Source organism: Pedobacter sp. SG908 (genome assembly GCF_011759615.1).
Lineage (GTDB): Bacteria > Bacteroidota > Bacteroidia > Sphingobacteriales > Sphingobacteriaceae > Pedobacter > Pedobacter riviphilus.
Map to the genome: position 1 here is coordinate 635,352 of NZ_JAAOYY010000002.1, position 20,536 is coordinate 655,887.

A 20,536-nucleotide genomic window follows, 5' to 3' on the forward strand; every position below is an offset into this window, starting at 1 on the left:
ATAAATTAATCGTAAATCTAAATCTACATACTATGTTTAATTATGAAATTGGTGGTAATGAGCGAAAAATCGACACCTCAGAAGCTTTCGCAGAAATTGCCCATAACAAAACGCTTTTTGTACAAAAACTTACCGATAACGACCCAATCAAACCAGAAAAGGTAGAAGGATTAAAAACGGTAAAAGAGGTATTCGAACATTACAAACCAAATGTTAAGGTAGCTTTCGAAAAGCAGGATGGATCTACCGTTGGCGAAACCCTAAGCTTTAACGATCTGGGCGATTTCGGTGTGAAAAACATAATCAACCAAAGTAACTACCTCACTAATGTTAACATTGAGAGAGAGATGTCTCTAAATGTAATTAAACAGTTAAAATCTAACAAAACCTTAAAAGCTACGCTTGATGATGAAGAAACTAAAGCGGCATTCATAAGTGCTTTAAAGAACTTTGTTGATGAACTGGAGCAAAATAAATAATCTAAACGCTGAGAAAACATGTCAAATCCTCAAGAATTAAAAACAGACCAAAATACAGCTCAGCATGGGTTTAAACCCGCTGAAGGCAAAACCATAGAAAAAACATCGCTTAAAGATAACTTAGAAAAACTGGCCAGGGTTGGTGGTTTCGATCTGCTAGAAGCAACTGTTGACGGACTTCAGAATTTAAATCCTGAAAGAAAAGCCAGAAAGCAGATTTTTTTAACTGGTGATGAAAAAAAGAAAGAACGTGAAGAGCTGAAAAAGAAAATTCAGCTTTGGATAGATGTGCTCGAATCTTCCACCTCTGTAGCAGATATGGTTGAAAAAAGCACTGAAAAACTGAACGCCGCTGAAGAAAACTTAAATAAAAACATTGGTACCGCACTCGAAAGTACCAGAGAACTGGAGCAGGCTTATAGATCGGTGCATTTATTCTATAAAAATACCGAATCTGACAAACTGAAAAATGTGGTGCTGTTAAATGCATCAATGGACCAGATTAAAGATCTCGATAATCCTCGTTTTATTGAATATGTTGATGATGAATTAAAGCAGAATTACGATCGATTAGATCTTCGTAAAAATTATTCGTTAATGGTTGTTCCAGGCTATATGGGCTCTAATAAAGTATTAGAAAGATGGGCCAAAATAGCACACAACAATAAAGCCATGCTGGTAACAGATTTTGCCGATTTAGATCAGCCTGATGATGTACTTGATTTATTTACTGCTGCTAATTTTACAGGTGGCGATGCATTTAGATCGAACGTTATCATGACCTGTAACTGGCTGGTAGGCCGCGGCAAAGTGGCAGAAGTGGGTGAGGAAGATGACCTTACCGTTCCGGGATCGGCCGCTCTTGCAGGTAAAATGTATTACACACTAATGTCGCAGGTTACCGCAGGTAAAAAACATGGTGCTATAAATGAAGTAGATGGCGTAAAATTCGATTTAAAGAAAAGTGAAATCTCTCATTTAGAACGTGTAGGTTTAGTGCCAATGGTTAATGAATACGGTAAAGTAATGGCTTTTTCGGCTAAAACCTTGTTCAATGGCGATAATATTGGTTTACAGACTTATTCAGTTGTTCGTGTATTCGATTACATTACCAAAGTATTGTTCGATTTCTTAAACAGAAGAGCTTTCGAAAACTGGACTTCTAAAACAGAACAGGATTTGCGTGGTCAGATTGTTAAGTTTTTGGATGGTATCCAGGGAGCAGATCGTTTAATCGAAAGATTTAAGATTATGCGTTTCGAAAGAGATGAACTTCAAAAAGACAGAATCCACCTTGATATCCACATTACACCGTATTTTCCGGCTAAAAGTTTTGTGGTAAAACTAGACGGCCATAAGGGTGAAGACGAGAATACAACCTGGAATACAGAGTATAACCAGCAATAGTTTTTGATTACTGAAATAAAAACCCAACCCTAGCGTTGGGTTTTTTTATGGGTTATGCATAACACTTAACAAATTCTTTATAATTTTGTAATGCATCGGCCAGATCAGATTAATCAAAAAAAATGAAGCAAGTACTTATCCTGAATGGGGATATTGAAAAAAACGCATCTACAAATTTCCTGATTAACGCATATAAGCAAGGTGCTGAAGGTGCTGGTGCAACGGTAAGAGAGTTGGCCATCATCGACCTCATATTCAACTCGAACAAACAGTTCAATAACAGGCAAATTGCCGAGTTAGAACCCGATCTGCAAAAAGCTTTAACTGCAATTAGGCAAAGCAACCATGTGGTGCTTTTTTGTCCTGTATATGTAGATCATATTCCGGCAAAGATTAAAGGCTTTTTTGATCGCTTATTTATGCCCGACCAGATTTTTACTACCCAGCAGCAAAACGTAAACAATAATTTTAGTGGCCGTTCGGCACGGATTGTGTCTATTTTAGATGAGGCAACTTTTAAAGAATGGAAAGCAAATAAGAAAACAACTTATCTATCTATTAAAAAAGTTGTTTTTGAGAAATGCAGAATGAGCCCCGTGCTTACCAATACCATTGGCGAATTACACTCTCTTGAAAATCATTATAGCCAAAAATGGGTGGCTAAAATGGAAAAATTTGGTGCGCAGCTAATTTAAAACTCAAGTAAACAAGTATTTTTTTGTCCAAAAATGCTACATATTGGGTAATATCACTACAGTTATGTAGGTTATTCGCTAGTATGCTGTATCAGTAAGACTAAAAATATCTTAAAACTTTTCCACACCTTTTCCACAATAATAATTCGTTTAACTAATCGTTTAGTGCGATTTTGGGATTTTACCTGCATTTCTAAAATAAGATTATTCACTATAGCTGAGCTATATACACAATAATTGGCTTAATTATTGGTTTATGTACAATGTAGCGGAGGCTACATAAAATCAATTTTTTTAACCTTTAAATTTTAAAACTATGGCTTTCAAAGCTAGATTAAATTTTTCGGGCAAGGAGTACGATGTGCTTCATTGTGCCTATGCGTTAAACCGCGATGTAGATGCTAAAGGAAGACCTTCTTCCGGAGTTTACGGCGGTACCATCGACATTGAGATCGAATCAACCGAAGACACCTCAATTATCGAGGCGATGGTAAACAACCAGTACAAACCTATCACAGGAACCCTTCTGATCAAAAAAACAGAGGAAGATGCCAAAATGAAAGAAGTTAACTTCGAGGATGGCTACATTGTTAAGTATTCCGAAGGGATCAACATTGTAGGCGATCACCCGATGACGCTTAAGTTCCAGATTTCAGCGAGAAAGCTTAAATTAGGCAATGCCGAGCACCTTAACGACTGGCCTAAAGCCTAGTTGGGTATAAGGCGTAAGGTTTGGGGTATTTAAATGCCTGACGCCATGCGCTCTGCTCTAAACTCATTTCATTTTCAAAAACATTAAAACTTTACTACAATGGCATTCAAAACCCGTTTAAACTTAGGATCAAAAGAATTTGATGTACTACAGTGCAGCTTTTCATTAAATAGAGATGTTGACGCAAAAGGCCGTCCATCGTCAGGTGTTTATGGTGGCACCATCCACATCGAAATCGAATCAACCGAAGATACTTCTGTAATCGAATCGATGGTTAACAACCAGTATAAACCACTTTCAGGTAACATCGTTTTCAAAAAAGGCGAAGAAGATGCAAAAATGAAAGAGCTTTCTTTTGAAGATGGCTACATTATTCAATACAACGAGGGTATTGCTGTAAACGATAATACACCTATGACATTAAGTTTCGTGGTATCGGCCCGTAAGCTAAAGCTGGGCAACGCAGAACACGAAAACGATTGGCCTAAAGCTTAATCATCAAGCATAAGGTAAACTGAAGCGACCGGTTTATATCGGTCGCTTTTAGTTCACTTATATTTTCTATCGACCTAGAACATCTAAAAATTAATACTTCAGTCTTGTGTCAATCTCCACAGGGCAATCTCATCAATTAAAGCTCAATTATGTCTAACCAACGCAAATATATTGTAGTAAAAAACGATTACCATTCTGGTAAAATGTTTGGTTCGGCATCTGCACACAAAATTCATCTGAACATGCCATATATGAAAGTGGATTCATTTTTATTGGGAAGGGCATGTATTAAAAACTCGGCAACTGGATTTAGCTTAGGGTAATTTTTGTGATCAAGATTAATCAATATGGAAAAAAAACTCATTGCAGAAATCAATATAGAGGATAAGGAAATTACCCATTTTGCTTCCTTCAGCCTAACACAGGCTTTTAACGAACACCATTATTTCGAGCTGCGTTTTAACCACGATCAAATGGGGGCACCCGGGCTGATCAGTTTAGATGATAGCCGCGATTTTGTGGGCAAAACCCTAACCGCGTCTTTTGGCCATTCGCCAGAAGGTATGCAGAATTTTGTAGGCCTGGTTTCGAAGGTAGAGCTATCGCAGAGCCATGGTTATCATGGTGTTTTAATTGTAAGTGGTTATAGTCCAACTATTTTAATCGATCGCGGTCCTGATTTAGGTTCGTATTTAGATAAGGATCTGAATGAGATTGTAAAACTGGCCACGAAAGATACACCTGCCAACGATTTAAAGGTAGTGGCCAATGCCGCCAGGCGTACATCTATCGATTATATAATTCAATATCGGGAAAGCGATTTTGCTTTTTTGAACCGTCTTTCTGCCGAATACCACGAATGGTTTTTTTACGACGGCAAACAGCTGAATTTCGGTAAGCCTAATACACAGAAAGAAATATCGTTGTTTTATGGCAGGGATGTGCAGGAAATGCAATACGCCATGGAAATTGCACCGATTAAAAATAAAAGGTTCTCCTATAATCCGAAGCAGAACGAAATGTTGTTGAGCGAGAGTACTGGCAAAGTAGATGGAACTCCCGATTTATCGCATGCTGTAAAAGCTTCGAACCTTACTTTCAGCAAAACCTTTAATCAACCTTCTTTAATCAGGGTTGATAATAACAACGATATCAAAAACCTGGTCGAAAATGAAGAAAAGGCCAATACCAGCGAACTTTTAAAAGTTACGGCCAGGGGCGATAATGCAGGATTGAGCATTGGTAGTATCGCCGAAATTACGATGAGCTTAAGGAAAGAGCTGGCTTTTACAACTGAAAGTTTGGGGAAATTTCTGATTACGGGCATTAAACACCACATCGACGAAAATGGCAAATACCACAATAATTTTGAAGGGAAAATAGCCACAACCGAGCGTTTGCTGGTGAAAAACTTTGAAAAACCACAGCCCGATATGCAACTGGCAGATGTAATCGATAATAACGATCCACAGGGCCAGGGCCGCATTAAAGTAAAATTTAAATGGGAGTGCTTAACCAACGATGTAACCGAATGGCTACGTGTGGTTACGCCTAGTGCAGGGGTTGGCGATAGGGGTAATAACCGTGGTTACTTCGCTATCCCCGAAATTGATGATCAGGTAATGATCGCTTTTGAGGAAGGTAATATTGCCCGTCCGGTAGTAATGGGCAGTGTTTACCATAGTTCTAGCGTAGATAGTAGCCCGTTGATTCAAAACCACCTTAAAAGTATCATCACCAGAAGCGGGCATTTAATCGAGTTTGATGATAATCAGGAAACACAGGGCATTAAAATTACCGATATCCACAGCAATATCATCCATATCGATACGAAAGGTAATAACATTACCATTACCGCTTTAGAAAACATGACCTTGAACTGTAAGAACATGCAGATCAATGTACAGGAGAATATGGATGTGAGTGTGGGGCAAGATCAATCGGTTTCTATTGGAAATAATCAAACCACCACGGTTAATAAGGATATCGGAACCACCGCTGGGAATAATTATTCACTTAGCGCTACGGGCGATATTCAGGAAACCTCAGATAAAAGATCAGAATTTGTTACTAAAGATTTCATCAGGCAGTCTGAAACCTCTAATGAACTGGCAAGCGAAATTACCATGTTCAGCCAAAAAGAGAATATGAGTTTGCAAAGTGGCAAAACGGTAGAGATAAATAGTGCTGAAAAATCTAAATTATTCTAATTATGGCAATTGTAAAACAATCAAACAATATGAGAATTAAAGTTCACTCTGATTATAGTATGGTTGTGGGGCGAAAAACAGAGAAAATCGCCGATAAACTAAATATTGAAGCGATGTATAATAATTTAGTATTGGCCAGCAATAAAAAAATTGTTGGTGAAGGAAATAAGTAGTTCCCATAGCACAGAGTTGACGTTTGGATTTCGTGCAAGAATATTACCTTATTAAGCCCAATATTGCTGGCGAAACCTTTAACCGGAAAAATGCTGAGTTTATTACAAGCACATAATACTTGAAAATAATTAACATGAACTAATGCTTTTTATAGTTCCGGGAATTAAAGAGTGCAAATTTTCTTCATCGAACAGAAGTTTGGAATTTGGAAATATTACGATCAAAATCGGAACCTAGTTAAAAGTATAATAAGTAAGAAGATTATCATTTCTCTTTCTTTTGGCAAGAAAACATGAGGGTGATTTTGTCATAATGGTTACATAAACAGGATTGAAGCGTAAAATATAAAATGAAGGTCTGGAACTCAGCTGAATAGAAAACTTACACTAATGGAGATAGCATGCAACATGTTCATACACACTGGATGAGCAGAGAGTAGCTATACTGAGGAAGTTTAAAAAGTGATGCACCGATTAAGATTTAACTGCAATTAGCCAACTGATACAGATATGATTAATGAAGATATATTAAACCATGTTTGATAAAGATAAAAGTATATTTTTTGATAATTTATCAAAAGTTGAGGTCAATCCAGAAACCACAACTGCAATACGTGCTCTACAAAACAGGAACTTTAAACCGCAATGGCCTGTAGGCCATAAAATGGATTATGGATTGCGAATGGAAATGTATGCAGATGAAAAAATCCACGAAATCAAATACGAATTACAGGTTGAAAGACTCGAAAATACAGTAGAAAATTTTACATGCTTTGCTATTGATCGTATGGGGCCAGTTTATATTAATGAAATTGAACCTGATTTATTAGCTGATCAGCTGGCATATAAGGTAAGCACCGCTTTTTACCCTATGAATGTAGTTTTAGATGCTCAGGGAACAGTACTTGAAATTCAAAACATTTCAGATATTAAACGCAGGTGGCAAACTGTTAAAACAGAAATAAATCAAACTTTTGAAGGCCCTATTTTAGATGAATATATGCACAGGATGGAAAAAAACATCGAAGATCCATTTGTTCTGAATCTTGCCTTTAAAGATCAGGATTGGTTTCTGAATGTTTTTTTTCTGCCAATTTATAGAAATTATCATATAGAGGATGAACCGGCTTCAGCATTATATTTTCCAATATTACCGTTCAGGAACACCGGTTATTCATCTTCTTTTGTTTTAAATCCGCACCTTAATGATCTGGGCATGATTGAAATAAACGTGAATGGTAAAATGGAGGCCGGCGAAACTGAAAATTATGCCGGAAACTATTCAGGCAGATATTTACTGCATCCGCACAATAAACAAATTTGGATGATTAAATCCATGTATACGTTCGAATCGGCAATGGACCAGAAATATGTTAAACTCGATGTTTTTTGTTTAAAGGATGATGGGCAGGAGTTGGATTTTAGTTTCGAACATACTGCAAAAAAAATAACCAGTTCAGGTTTAGCGATAGCAAATAAGAGGTCAGAAAAGAAAAGTTTCTGGAAAAGTATTTTTGGATAAATAGATATATTATGGCTGAAAAATATATTGTAGTTCAGGGAGCAGTTTGCATGTGTAATTTCGGTTCTGCCCCAGATAAATTAAAGGTGCTAACGCAGCAGAAAGAATACGTAAACGATAAAGATGGATCGAATAAACTTATTGCGACAGATAAGGATATCGGTACCACTTTCGAGAAAAATATGTTTGGCTCCTGCTCAAAGATGAATAATAAGCCTTGTACCGTTACGGTTACCAAATGGTCGGGGTTTTATACTGATACCGTATTAACCAATGGAGGTAAAATTCTATTGGAAGATAGCAAGGCCACATGCCCTATAGGAGGAACAGATTGCATTAAGGTTATTTTCCATGGACAAGTGATGGAGCCTGGCGCATCAAATTTCGAGAATTCCCCTCAGGAAGTTCAATCTGCAGTTAATCCGTTAACTACCTATGGACATGGAAAACCGTTAAGCGGCTCAGAATTTGGAGGAGAAGTGGTAAAGTAAAATGGATAGATAAAAAACTATAACTGATGCCTAGAGGAGTAAAGAAAATAGCTTTAGACGCCCATCAAGTCAGGATGAAGAACATTAGCATTCCAAATGGCTTCGTTCTGCAGGGAGGTACGCCTGTAAATTTCGTTGTATTTGAGTGGATGCCAGATACTAATGCGACGGATCAATCACGTGTTCAATGGATGCTTGAAGATAAAGAACGCAAGTCTATCATTAAAAAATATCCGGGTTCAGGGCCCAGGTTGAAAAATTTTGTAATCAACAAAAAACTATCAGGTAATCAACAATATTATATTGAAGCTTCCCTTTCTGGTGAAAGAGACTATAAAAATCCTGCAGGTGTGTATGTACGGGGGTATGCACCGCCATTGATTATTAGATCGAAATGGTCGCTAACAGAAGGTGGCGAATCATTAAAGGCTGAACCTATCCAATATGGTGATAGCGTCGTACTTTCTATAGAAACAGAAGGCTTAAATGGGAATAAACTGATTATTGATGTTTACAATCGCGTAATCGGTAAAAATATCCATGTGAAGACTTATATCGATGTGCCTTGCGAAGGAGGGGAAGTAAACATTACCATTGGCGATACTAGTTTGTGGTATTCGAGAACAAATGATGTTTCGCTGCGGGAGTTTTTTATTACCGTAAAAGATCAGGATACTAAGCAATTGATTTTGGATTCAAGAAAAGATAAATACCATGCCCGCTTTTTGAGAATAGAAGGTCGCAAAATAACGAATAATGTAGCCCCGATTAGAACCAATACTGCCGGTAAGATTGGTCAACAGCCGGTAAATGGTAAACGTTACGAACCTTGCGGCTTTACTAAAATCGAAATTAATGACGGCGCCAGGTTCTTGCTTTTTGACGAAGGAAAAATAGGCTTGAAAGGGATGAAATCTGATGGTTTCTCCAAATCGATGTCGATCCATTTTGACTTTAACAAGTGGAGTATAACTTCAAAAGCTCAAACTATTTTAAATGAACTGGCAGAGTATTTATTTCAGAATCCCTATCTGCCGGTAGAATTGGGTGCCCACACAGATGTTCGCGGAACAGATGCTTTTAACGACGAATTATCTCTTAAAAGGGCAAAATCAGCAGTTGATTATCTGGTAAAAAAAGGTGTCGACGGCAGGAGAATAAGTGCCAAAGGATATGGTAAGCGTGCTTTAATATATAAAGGCCAAGATGTTACCGAAAACCAGCATGCAGAGAATAGGCGTGTAACCATTAAATTCAAAATCTTTGAAAATAATGCAGAAACAATCCTATTCGAAACCATAGGACCAGGCCAGTCTTTAAAGAAAAAACTGACGCTTAATGTCGACAACTATACCCCACCAGAAGGATGCATATTATCTGGTGGTAAGCATCAGGCTGTAATTTTGAAAAAGATAGATAGCCAAACCAGTCCTAATACAGAATCGTTGAACGTAGTGGCGGTAGTGCAAAAAAATAAAAAGGCCGACGACATGGTTTTTTCACCTATGGATAATAAAGTGTTTGCTTTTGATTACTTTATGCCGCATTCGCAGGCACCTAAGCAGTACTTTTATTACATTAATTCGTGCAGGTACTTCAGTAACAAAAGCAGGCCAACTGTTCAGGTGAATGTATATTCAGACATCCGTTGGAAGTTTAAGTTTTTTGTAAACATGTCTAGCCCACTGAATGTAGATTGGAGTAATATTCCGGTAATTAGTCAGCGCTATGAAAAATTAAAAGAAACGGCGCAAAAACTTGGCACCAGTTACGATGCCAAAACAAGTGGTATGGAGTGGGGAGTAGAATTAAATGCAGATTGGAATCACGATGGCAGCAAGTTTACCAAAAATGATAATTACACGCTCAAATTTGAGGGTAAGATCAAAGATATTTATAATATTATTACCTCAGTACGTGATATTACGCGCGCTTTAGGTACTGCGACAAAAGGTGGCGTTAGAAAAATGCCTTTTGCCGGAAAACTGCCTTTAACGGTATCTATTCTTGCACCAAAGTTTGCTGTTTCAGTAGATTGGTACCTGGCACATGGCAAAAGTAAAGGCGTAGAAACCAATAAGATTGGTACAGAATTTTTAATTGACGTATACTTTGACCCAATTATTGGGCTGGAGGTTACTTTTGATTTATTGGGTTTGGTGGTTACTGCAGCATCTGTAGCAGCAACTGGTAATACCGTGGCGGCAGATCTTTTTATGTATGCTAAAGAGTGGGCAGCAAAAGGCTTTAAATCTAAATATGCCGAAGCTAAATTGGATATGTATATCGATGCGGTATTTGTGGGGTCAATAGCCGGAGGTCTCAAAAATGGCAAGATAAATACTGCTTCAGATCAGTTCCAGGTAGAGGCAAAGATCGAATCTAAAATTGGTGTTACTTTAAAAGCAGGAATTGTTGCCAGCGCTAAAGCCATGTTTTTAGAATATGGTAAAGCATCTGTCAAAGGGGGCTTAACCGCCGAAGCCAGCGTAGCCATTCGCGGGTCCTATAATTTCCAATGGGATACATACAAAGGCCTGTTGTTAAAACCTGGCCTGATCCTTGATCCGTGTGTTGCTAAGGTGGCCATGTTCTTGGAAGTTGGACTTTCTTATAAGGTAGTATCTACCGATTGGAAACCGATTAACATCAATGAAAACCGCACGTTTTGGAAAGCATACGATGTAATGCAAGGCATAGCTAATTTTACAGGCAGGTCGCCAGAGTTTATTATTTATAAAACAAAAAGCTAATAATTACCTAATGAAAAAGTTAAATTTTATTTTGTTGATGTGCATTCCCTTTTTATTTCAATCTTGCCAAGGTCAGAATCTCGATTTGGAGAAATTATCCCTTCCAACTAAGAGCGATCAGCTAAAAACGTTAAAATTATCAAATTCTGGTGCTGGTATCGGAACCCGCGAAATACAGTATACCTCTTATGTTCCTGATGCTGAAGGAGGCATTGCTTTCGGCGGAGTGGCAATTTCTAAATCAACTTCAAATTCTGAAGCATTAGCGCGTTTTTTCTCCAAGGATGAAGGGAAAAACTTTCAGGGTTATACCCTAAACCTATTTACATCCGATGTTATGGAAAAAGTTTTAGCCTACCTCCTAAAAAATAAAAGTCAGTTTAAACTTGTTTTCGACGATGGAAAAGATAGCGAGGAACGCGCAAGGGTTTTTATCGCCAATAACACTGGCAATACCTATCTAATATTGTCGAGAATAAACGGCGATGGAAAAAAAACAGGCTATATTGATGGTATCGCTAAAGGAGAAGATGCTTTACTATCATCTAGAATTGGCGGATCATTTGGCTATTATGAAGCATATCTCGAATATAAGAAACATAAATTAGGTAATTTAAGCTACTTAGATTTCCTTCGTGAAACCAATAACGATTTATATAAACAGAGCAATAACTTAAAACAATAATCATGTCTAAACCCTATTATCTTTTGGAGTTTTCTGTATCTGCATGTAGGTTTATTGTTGAAATTAACGACCTCGAAGTACTGAATCTGTCTGTTGAAGATGGGATGAGCAGCATGCTGCCACTTAATCATGGCATTTTTAAATCTGGAAATCAGAAAGTAAAGATCACCTTAGAGTCGCTCGAAGAAGGAGTTTTTAATCTAGAACCAAGTACTAGCTTTAAAATTATCGAATATAGTGCTGGCCATACCCTAGAATTTAAGAACGATATAAAGGCCTTTACCCCTGATTTTAAAGAGAATGGCAAGAAACATTCGTACGAAGCTCAAACTAGCTTTAATTCGGTAATGCCATATCAGATTGAATCCTGGACAGAAGGGGTCAATTTAACAGATATCAATAAGCTAGAAGAGAGACTAGACAATTTTTATGCAACTGTTAAATCGATCTTTAAAAGAAAAGAGTATGTTAAAATAAGAGAAATCTTTTCTAAAAAAGAGAACAACATTGCATCTATGATGTACCTTAATCAGGAGCAATCAGAGGCCCGCTTAAATTCGATATTTCAGGATATGGAAAATGGCTTTGAGTTTGATGACAGCATCGTAGCAATACCTTATTTTCTAAAAAATGGAAAAGTTGTTTCATTTAGGAATCCATTGGGAAGTCCGGCAATCAAATTGGTGAATCCAGAATTGGGAGAAGAAATATATGTAGAGTTGAATGTGATGATGGATAAGTCAAAAATGGCTTTTGAAGTAATCTGATCTCTTATTATAGTTACAATCTGTAGGCAGGCAAATTAGCGATCTCAAATTATTATAAGCGGTTAAAATGCCGGAGTATGCTGATTTAAATAAGAATAACGGTTTGATGCTTGAAAGCTAATAACCCCTAGTGTTAAATGTTGAAGGAGTTCAAGCATTTATTTAAATGGCTTGCACATAATGGTAAATGAGTTTTATGTCAAATGTTAAGTTCGGTGATTATCAACCAAAGGATGAACCTAAAGATACCTTACAATACGTTTATTATACACGTGAGGGAGAATATCTTGGAGGGATTGCAGGGAGTGCTAAAATATTTACAACAACCAAAGAGAAATATGATCAGGCTGTAGCTGCAAAAAGTTGGGAACCTTTAAATGTAGATCTGGTTAAGTATGATGGTAAAGCACTCTCACATTCAGATTTTCGTTACATTGCCTACATCGTGAGTCATGAATCGGGTAATGCCGATATAAAAGAACTCAGATGTGTAGCCTTTACCAGCCGTAATAGGGCTGTTTCTACCAAAAAAACATGGCGCTCACTACTTGCTTCAGGTTACTCTTCCGTACCAAATAAGAAAGAACTACCGGATAAAAATGATGAAAAATCAAAACTGGCTAGATATGCTGTACTAGATGTTTGTTTCGGCGTAAAAGATATTACAGATGGAGCCGAATTTTGGGATGGAACTGATTTTCTAGCGTGGGGCAATTCGGAAACAAATCCCTACAATAAACTGGGACAGAATAAATTCGATGAATATAAATTTGTGGAAATTCCGAAGGCAATTTACGACGATTTTGTAGCTGCTAACGGAACATCAGCAAGGTACAAAGACAAAGGTAATCATGATGAAAATGCAGATCAGGGCACGCACGAGCACCTTAAAAAGAAAGTTAAAAAGCCAGTGCTGGGACCAGATGGCAAACAGTTAAAAGGTGCTGATGGTAAACCACAGTTTAAGGAAGTTGAAGTGCCTGATAGAATTAAATATGACATTCCATCAGCCGATTTTGAAGATCAGCAATATTGGGGCAGCGGAAACTTTTATTACGATACCAATGTGAAAACCACGAATGGTATTTCTGCAACCATTACTGCTGGAAAAAGTATTTTTTGGAAAATAACGCCAACCCGTTTAACAGCTGCAACAACAAAATAAATATGAACAAACTGATATCTTCCATTATTCTCCATTTTTTGCTTGTATGTAGTGTAATGGCTCAACAGCCGCAAAAACCGGCAGCGATTTGTAATGGAATTTTACTAACTCGATTGACAGAGGTCAAATCTGAGGGAGAGGAAGAAAAGGATACGAGTAAAATCCTATATGTACAAAATAGTTTAAAAGATAGCCTGTTCGTATATAAAATAGCAGATGGCATACTCTCTGAAGCGACCGCCTATGGCTTATCTGGCGATAGTAAGGGTCTTTACCTGCATGCTAAATCCATATTAAATGGCGAAAGAAGTATTGAGCCTTTAAAGATTACCTTTTCCGATTCAAAACATACCTTATTTGTTAATCAAGATGAGTATAGATTATTTCCTGAGTTTTATGCCAAGGTTAAACAGCAGGTAGGTGTGAAACATTCCATCCTTAGCCTTTTCAATCTTTTGGAAGACTACTTAGAAGATTATTCCATCAGGGATATTTATATGCCTTTATTATCCAATAATAACGAACAATGGGGGAAAAGCATTTTGGAATCTAAAATTATTACAAAGCGAAGCCAATCTGATCTTAAGGATATCTGGAGTTATAAGTATCAGTACAACCGTTCAGGTAAATTGGAATTAGTTAAGGGAACATCGGCAGATGAAATACATTTTAGTAAAAAAATGAGTTACCTTAATCCACGCTTGATTGAAATGAGCATTTATCGAAATACCGAAGACCGGCAGATTATATCCCGTAAAGCAACCTACAATCCTTTAAAACTTAACTTGCTCAAATTAACAGATCATGTTGAAATAACGGGTAAAGATACAGCGGTAATAATAACTACAACCATCAGCAGGAAAATTATAGGAAAACTAAAATCCTTGCGGATGTCGCAAGCTGAGATAATCAGGTTGGTAACTTTAAATAAATAGTTAGTTAAAATTTCATAGCAAGCTGGTAAATAATCAATCCAAAAGTTTAGTGCATTACCAATAATACTATTGTCGCAAAATGTAACATCTTGTCCGGAAATACTACAATATTTTAGGTTATTGTTTGTAGTAAAAATCAGACTTCAGTTTTTTTAAAAAAAATACATTTTTTTCTTTTGTAGAAATCTGCATTTACATCACTTTTGACCGTGTTTTTTGGAAATGGCTTGGCTGTTATTCTTTTAAAATGAGCTACATACACAATAATTGGCTTAATTATTGGTTTATATACAATGTAGCGGAGGCTACATAAATCAATTTTTTAACCTTAAAATTTTAAAACTATGGCTTTCAAAGCTAGATTAAACTTTTCAGGCAAGGAGTACGATGTGCTTCATTGTGCCTATGCGTTAAACCGTGATGTAGATGCTAAAGGAAGACCTTCTTCCGGAGTTTACGGCGGTACCATCGACATTGAGATCGAATCAACCGAAGACACCTCAATTATCGAGGCGATGGTAAACAACCAGTACAAACCTATTACAGGAACCCTTCTGATCAAAAAAACAGAGGAAGATGCCAAAATGAAAGAAGTTAACTTCGAGGATGGCTACATTGTTAAGTATTCCGAAGGGATCAACATTGTAGGCGATCATCCGATGACGCTTAAGTTCCAGATTTCAGCGAGAAAGCTTAAATTAGGCAATGCCGAGCACCTTAACGACTGGCCTAAAGCCTAGTTGGGTATAAGGCGTAAGGTTAGGGGTTTAAGGTATTTAAACGCCTGACGCCATGCGCTCTGCTCTAAACTCATTTCATTTTCAAAAACATTAAAACTTTACTACAATGGCATTCAAAACCCGTTTAAACTTAGGATCAAAAGAATTTGATGTACTACAGTGCAGCTTTTCATTAAATAGAGATGTTGACGCAAAAGGCCGTCCATCGTCAGGTGTTTATGGTGGCACCATCCACATCGAAATCGAATCGACCGAAGATACTTCTGTAATCGAATCGATGGTTAACAACCAGTATAAACCGCTTTCAGGTAACATCGTTTTCAAAAAAGGCGAAGAAGATGCAAAAATGAAAGAGCTTTCTTTCGAAGATGGCTACATTATTCAATACAACGAGGGTATTGCTGTAAACGATAATACACCTATGACATTAAGTTTCGTGGTATCGGCCCGTAAGCTAAAGCTGGGCAACGCAGAACACGAAAACGATTGGCCTAAGGCCTAATTCGATCTAAATCGTTATTGGTTTCCGGCAAGGCTGGTGCTAATAACGATTTTTTGTTTTGGGGCGTGATTAAAAGAGCTACCTATGGCTACCGATTTAGAATACATTAACCTGTTTAATCATTGTATAATTTCTCCGTTAAAATCTGCAGAGATCAACCGTATTATTGACAATAAAATATTAAACAATAAGTCAAGATATCAGGCGGTAAGAAATAAACTACTTAATTTGACCGAATATACTTATCGCAGTACCTGCTTTTTAACTAAACCGGAAGACAGTTTTCTCAAAAAGAATCCGAAAATTGAAAATGGTTTTTTCAGCAGGTTATTTTCAGATGCAGGCCTTTATTCTGAAACTACTGGCATACCATGGTATTTTATTGCATGTGTCCATTATAGGGAAAGCAATTCCAATTTTACCAAGCACCTGCACAATGGCGACCCATTAAGCGGTTTTACCAGGCAGCACCCTGCAAACCGGCCTAAAATTAATCACGGTCCACCATTTACTTTTGAGGAAAGTGCTGTTGATGCCCTGAAGTTACGTGGTTTGGATAAAGAAACCGTTTGGTCATTACCTAAAGTTTTACTGCGTTTAGAGCAATATAACGGTATAGCGAAAGCTTATCAAAGTAATAACATCAACTCGCCATATCTGTGGGGTGGCTCTAACCTCTATACTAAAGGAGGTTTTCCAAGGGATCATGTTTTTAGCTTTGATTATGTAAATAAACAGATTGGAACAGCTGTTATTTTAAAGGCAATGGAAAATAGGGGAATAATCAATATACCGAGGCAGTAATATGAAAGTATCAGGCATCTTATTTTTTTCTCTGGCTTTTCTGCTGTTTTCTTGCGGGGCGAAGCACGATAAGCAGCAACTTGTAGGCGCCCAAGACACGGCTATTGTTACAAATCCAAAATTAGACTCAGTTCCTGCCGAAATACATACGCTCGAAAATCTGGCAACCCATATGATGGATTCAGGAGAAAGTTATAGGAATGATGGTAGTACAGAGGCTGAGCAGGTATTTATAAAAGCATTTATTGAAGCCTTAAAAAAGCCAGGGGCATTTGAAACCAACTTCGCCAGCTTAAAAAAACACGATATTCAAGTGCTCACTGCAGATGATGGCAGACTTAGGATATTTTATTGGCTTTCTCCCTATTCAGGCTCTATGTGGCATGTACAAAATATTATTCAATATAAGGATGAAAATAATGCATTAACAGCCCTTTCATTTAACAATCTTTATGAGGATAAAGATGACGACGGCAGTCCTACTCCTTTTTTTGATCACATTTACACGTTGAATACATCTCCCCAAAAAACCTATCTCTTTATCGGGTACGGACAAATGAGTGGCACCGAACCATATACAGCTAGCCATACGCTGGTGATTGACCATGCGAAATTTAGTATCAATAAAGCATTATTCAAAATAGGCAAAGTGGTTAAAACACAATTATTCGCATCTGCAGAACTTAAGGAAGATCAGGATAAAGAAAAGCTATTGGCCGAGTTGGCCATAACCTATAATTCCAAAGATAAGACCATTAGTTATCCCGAGGTAAATGAAACAAAAAACGGTTCGGTTCTTACTGGAAAAAGAAACGTTTTAATCTTTCGTGATGGAATGTTCAAGTAGGCACAAACTATTATTTAGTTGATATGGAAAAGAAATTAATCACTGAAATTAACATAGAAAATAAGGCAATTACCCATTTTGCCTCATTTAGTTTAAAACAGGCTTTTAATGCTCATCATTATTTCGAGCTGCGGTTTAACCACGATCAGATGGGCGCTCCTGGCATGATCAGTCTGAATGACAGTCGCGATTTTGTAGGTAAAACCTTAACCGCATCATTTGGATATGATGCTGGTAGTTTGCAAGGCTTTGCTGGTCTGGTAACCAAAGTAGAGCTCGCGCAAAGCCATGGGTATCATGGCGTGTTGATTGTGAGTGGTTACAGCCCAACCATTCTGATCGATCGGGGACCAGATTTAGGTTCTTATCTCGATAAGGATTTGAATACTATTGTAAATCTTGCTACCTCAGATGTACCTTCAAACGATATTAAAATTGTGGCCAACGCAGCCAGAAAAGAGCCTATTGATTATTTGATCCAATATAGGGAAAGTGATTTTGATTTTCTGAACAGGCTTTCAGGCGAATACCATGAGTGGTTTTACTATGATGGTAAACAACTTAATTTTGGTAAACCAGATGACCAGAAAGAAGTTGCCCTGATTTACGGTCGCGATGTACAGAATCTACAATATGCAATGGAAATTGCACCGATCAAGAATAAACGTTTTGCCTATAACCCAAAACAGGATGAGATGCTACAGAGCGAAAGTAGTGGGCAGGGCAATGGATCGCCTGATCTGATGCACGCCATACAAGTTTCTAACGCGATGTATAGCAAAACCTTCAATCAACCATCTCTTATCCGGGTAGACAATAGCAATGATATTAAAAACCATGTTCAAAACGAAGAAAAGGCACACATCAGCAATTTATTGAAGGTAAATGCAAGCGGAGACAATGCTGCTTTGAGCATTGGCAGTATCGCCGAAATTACGATGAGTGTAAGAAAAGAACTCTCCTTCTCTACAGAAAGTATGGGCAAGTTTCTGATTACCAGTATCAATCATGATATTGATGGCACAGATAAATATTACAACACTTTCGAAGGTGTGGTAGCGACAACAGAGCGTATTTTGGTAAAAAACTACAGTAAGCCAAGCCCAGATATGCAGCTGGCAGATGTAATAGACAATGCAGATCCGCAGGGGCAGGGGCGTATCAAAGTGAAATTTAAATGGGAATGTAAAACCAATGATGTAACGGAGTGGCTGCGGGTAATTACGCCAGATGCCGGAAGCAGCGATAAAGTAAGCAAAAACAGGGGTTTTGTGTTTATCCCTGAAATCGGCGATCAGGTAGCTTTAACTTTCGAAGAAGGCAATATTGCCAGGCCAATTGTATTGGGCTCGGTATTTCATGGCAAAAGTGGAAGCGGTGGCAGTGCCAGCAATAATAGCAAAAGTTTAACTTCTAAAAGCGGACATACCCTAACCATGGACGACGGTGCAGGTATGGTAATGAAAGATAAGGACAGCAATTTTATCGAGCTTGATGGGGCTGGTAAAGCAGTTTTCGAAACCAAAGAATCGATCCTGATTACATGTGGGGAGAGTAGCATTTTTATGGATAAAACAGGAAAGATCATCATTAAAGGGAAGGATATTTTAACACTTGGAGAAAACATCGGAAATTCTGCTACAACCAGTATTGGCATAGGTGTGGGGCCAGAAGATGGAACACCAACTTCTGGTATTGGGATAGAATCACAAACCTTGGATATTGGTACTAAAACGCTTTCGATGAGTGGCGAAACGGAGGCCAATCTGGCTTCGAAAAAGATTAATGTGGGAGGCGAAAGTGAGACAAATATCAGCAGTGGAAAGATTAATCTAAACTAATTTCGACCCTAAAGCTCAATGAATCCGATACAACTGGAACTGTTTAAAATAGATAAACAATGGCAACAAGTAGTAAGGCAACATCCATCAGAAACCCTGTTTTTATGCCTTGGAGAGCGGCATGAGGTAAACCTATTCGAATCATATTTTAAATACCAATTAACAGAAGAAAGCAGAACCAATGATATGTTTCTGCTCCATTATCAGGAGTTCCAGAACAAAAATGATTACGGTAGAAGTTTGGTTAAAGAATGGAAAGAGATTTTTGACTTATGGCAGAAGGATACAAAGGCTGGTGTTGTTTGGGATGTTGAAACAGGTGAAGGAGATAAAAATTATAAAACCGATGCTTATTTCCCTGTTAGGGCTTTAGTACGGTTGTGCAATCTCTACCCCGATTTAAAATTAAAGAAGATATATGTTCAACTGGCACCAACTTCCATCCATGATGTAGCTGGGTTATCTGAATGGATTAACGAGTGGTGCAGCTGTGTTAAAGCATTTGATAATCATGATATTAAACTGGTTTATACCGAGCACCATATACATCGTACTTTAAAAAAATTAAAACAGGGAACCGAATTCAGGATCAATATTGACGTTAGCCAGTTGATGCAGAATGCCGCGGCGCACACCAACCGAGAGAAGAATGATCCTGAAGCCGATTACCAGCAGCAGATACTGATTGCCAGTAATTATTTAAGTAAAGGCAAACATGAGCAGGCCAATGCAATTCTGGAACGGGCAATTGTTATCGCTCAAAAACAAGGACTGCATGAAGCAGTAGTGGCCGCAAGGATTATGCTCGCACAGAGTTTAGCTGTAAAAAACAAAAAAAACGAAGCACGTCAACAATACGAAATGGCATTGGCCCGTGCAGGAGCAAATACGCTGTTGAGTGCACATATCCACATGAGCTATGGTAGTTTCTTACTGGCACATTCGGGTAAAGATGAGGCTAAAAAGTATTTTGAAAAGGCAATTAAAATAGCAGAAATTATAGAGAACGATTTTATAGCAATGGAATGTACCCGATTGCTCGGGCAGCTTTCTGATAGTAAAATAACAGGCTCTGCAAAAGCAATGGGTTATTATTTGAGGTGTTTAGAAATTGCCCGGAAAATGCCGATTGAAAAACGGCGACAAAGTTCGATGGCTTATACCGCATCGATCGTGTTAAAAAAATATGGAGAAGAAAGTCCAGAAGGTAAAAAACTAGATAGGGATATGCAGCAGGATTATGGAGAAGACTGGAAGTCGATGGCAGAAGTGCCAAAAAATCACGCTAATCCTTTATCGTAAAAAATATACGG

General features: G+C 37.8%; 21 protein-coding genes. All 21 read left to right on the forward strand.

The window, feature by feature from the left end; translation table 11 throughout:
* The first annotated feature begins 32 nt into the window (after nt 1-32).
* The 21 genes from FHT21_RS17655 to FHT21_RS17755 all read left to right on the forward strand — a co-directional run bounded on the left by FHT21_RS17655 (nt 33) and on the right by FHT21_RS17755 (nt 20,525).
* Complete coding sequence (locus FHT21_RS17655; RefSeq protein WP_167296068.1) at nt 33-479, forward strand: hypothetical protein; 447 nt, start codon at nt 33-35, stop codon at nt 477-479.
* An 18-nt stretch (nt 480-497) separates the two neighbouring features.
* Nucleotides 498-1,886: a DUF5458 family protein gene (locus FHT21_RS17660; RefSeq protein WP_167296069.1), complete on the forward strand. Its 1,389-nt coding sequence runs from the start codon at nt 498-500 to the stop codon at nt 1,884-1,886.
* Nucleotides 1,887-2,008: 122 nt separating this feature from the next.
* Complete coding sequence (locus FHT21_RS17665) at nt 2,009-2,581, forward strand: NAD(P)H-dependent oxidoreductase (protein ID WP_167296070.1); 573 nt, start codon at nt 2,009-2,011, stop codon at nt 2,579-2,581.
* A gap of 316 nt (nt 2,582-2,897) precedes the next feature.
* Nucleotides 2,898-3,293, forward strand: a complete 396-nt coding sequence (gene tssD / locus FHT21_RS17670; protein ID WP_025141859.1) for a type VI secretion system tube protein TssD — start codon at nt 2,898-2,900, stop codon at nt 3,291-3,293.
* A 99-nt stretch (nt 3,294-3,392) separates the two neighbouring features.
* Complete coding sequence (gene tssD, locus FHT21_RS17675) at nt 3,393-3,788, forward strand: type VI secretion system tube protein TssD (RefSeq protein WP_167296071.1); 396 nt, start codon at nt 3,393-3,395, stop codon at nt 3,786-3,788.
* A gap of 149 nt (nt 3,789-3,937) precedes the next feature.
* On the forward strand, nt 3,938-4,111 hold the full coding sequence (locus FHT21_RS17680; protein ID WP_167296072.1) for a hypothetical protein: 174 nt from the start codon (nt 3,938-3,940) through the stop codon (nt 4,109-4,111).
* Nucleotides 4,112-4,135: 24 nt separating this feature from the next.
* A complete protein-coding gene (locus tag FHT21_RS17685) occupies nt 4,136-5,998 on the forward strand; it encodes a phage baseplate assembly protein V (RefSeq protein ID WP_167296073.1) in 1,863 nt (620 codons plus the stop codon).
* Between the two features lie 29 nt (nt 5,999-6,027).
* Nucleotides 6,028-6,171: a hypothetical protein gene (locus FHT21_RS17690; RefSeq protein WP_167296074.1), complete on the forward strand. Its 144-nt coding sequence runs from the start codon at nt 6,028-6,030 to the stop codon at nt 6,169-6,171.
* A 535-nt stretch (nt 6,172-6,706) separates the two neighbouring features.
* The gene (locus tag FHT21_RS17695) at nt 6,707-7,693 is read left to right on the forward strand and encodes a hypothetical protein (protein ID WP_167296075.1); all 987 of its coding nucleotides are present in this window, start codon (nt 6,707-6,709) and stop codon (nt 7,691-7,693) included.
* 11 nt (nt 7,694-7,704) lie between these two features.
* On the forward strand, nt 7,705-8,184 hold the full coding sequence (locus tag FHT21_RS17700; RefSeq protein WP_167296076.1) for a DUF4280 domain-containing protein: 480 nt from the start codon (nt 7,705-7,707) through the stop codon (nt 8,182-8,184).
* 26 nt (nt 8,185-8,210) lie between these two features.
* On the forward strand, nt 8,211-10,937 hold the full coding sequence (locus tag FHT21_RS17705; RefSeq protein ID WP_167296077.1) for an OmpA family protein: 2,727 nt from the start codon (nt 8,211-8,213) through the stop codon (nt 10,935-10,937).
* A gap of 10 nt (nt 10,938-10,947) precedes the next feature.
* Complete coding sequence (locus FHT21_RS17710) at nt 10,948-11,622, forward strand: hypothetical protein (RefSeq protein ID WP_167296078.1); 675 nt, start codon at nt 10,948-10,950, stop codon at nt 11,620-11,622.
* A gap of 2 nt (nt 11,623-11,624) precedes the next feature.
* Nucleotides 11,625-12,389 carry a hypothetical protein gene (locus FHT21_RS17715; RefSeq protein WP_167296079.1) on the forward strand — a complete coding sequence of 255 codons (765 nt, stop codon included), beginning with the start codon at nt 11,625-11,627 and terminating at the stop codon, nt 12,387-12,389.
* Nucleotides 12,390-12,585: 196 nt separating this feature from the next.
* A complete protein-coding gene (locus FHT21_RS17720) occupies nt 12,586-13,554 on the forward strand; it encodes a hypothetical protein (protein WP_167296080.1) in 969 nt (322 codons plus the stop codon).
* A 2-nt stretch (nt 13,555-13,556) separates the two neighbouring features.
* Complete coding sequence (locus FHT21_RS17725) at nt 13,557-14,489, forward strand: hypothetical protein (protein WP_167296081.1); 933 nt, start codon at nt 13,557-13,559, stop codon at nt 14,487-14,489.
* A 344-nt stretch (nt 14,490-14,833) separates the two neighbouring features.
* Nucleotides 14,834-15,229, forward strand: coding sequence for a type VI secretion system tube protein TssD (gene tssD / locus FHT21_RS17730; RefSeq protein WP_025141859.1), 396 nt, complete (start codon nt 14,834-14,836; stop codon nt 15,227-15,229).
* A gap of 106 nt (nt 15,230-15,335) precedes the next feature.
* The gene (tssD, locus tag FHT21_RS17735; protein WP_167296071.1) at nt 15,336-15,731 is read left to right on the forward strand and encodes a type VI secretion system tube protein TssD; all 396 of its coding nucleotides are present in this window, start codon (nt 15,336-15,338) and stop codon (nt 15,729-15,731) included.
* 84 nt (nt 15,732-15,815) lie between these two features.
* Nucleotides 15,816-16,535: a hypothetical protein gene (locus tag FHT21_RS17740; RefSeq protein WP_167296082.1), complete on the forward strand. Its 720-nt coding sequence runs from the start codon at nt 15,816-15,818 to the stop codon at nt 16,533-16,535.
* A 1-nt stretch (nt 16,536) separates the two neighbouring features.
* Nucleotides 16,537-17,382, forward strand: coding sequence for a hypothetical protein (locus tag FHT21_RS17745; protein WP_167296083.1), 846 nt, complete (start codon nt 16,537-16,539; stop codon nt 17,380-17,382).
* A 23-nt stretch (nt 17,383-17,405) separates the two neighbouring features.
* Complete coding sequence (locus FHT21_RS17750) at nt 17,406-19,223, forward strand: phage baseplate assembly protein V (RefSeq protein WP_167296084.1); 1,818 nt, start codon at nt 17,406-17,408, stop codon at nt 19,221-19,223.
* An 18-nt stretch (nt 19,224-19,241) separates the two neighbouring features.
* Nucleotides 19,242-20,525: a hypothetical protein gene (locus FHT21_RS17755; protein ID WP_167296085.1), complete on the forward strand. Its 1,284-nt coding sequence runs from the start codon at nt 19,242-19,244 to the stop codon at nt 20,523-20,525.
* Nucleotides 20,526-20,536 lie beyond the last annotated feature (11 nt).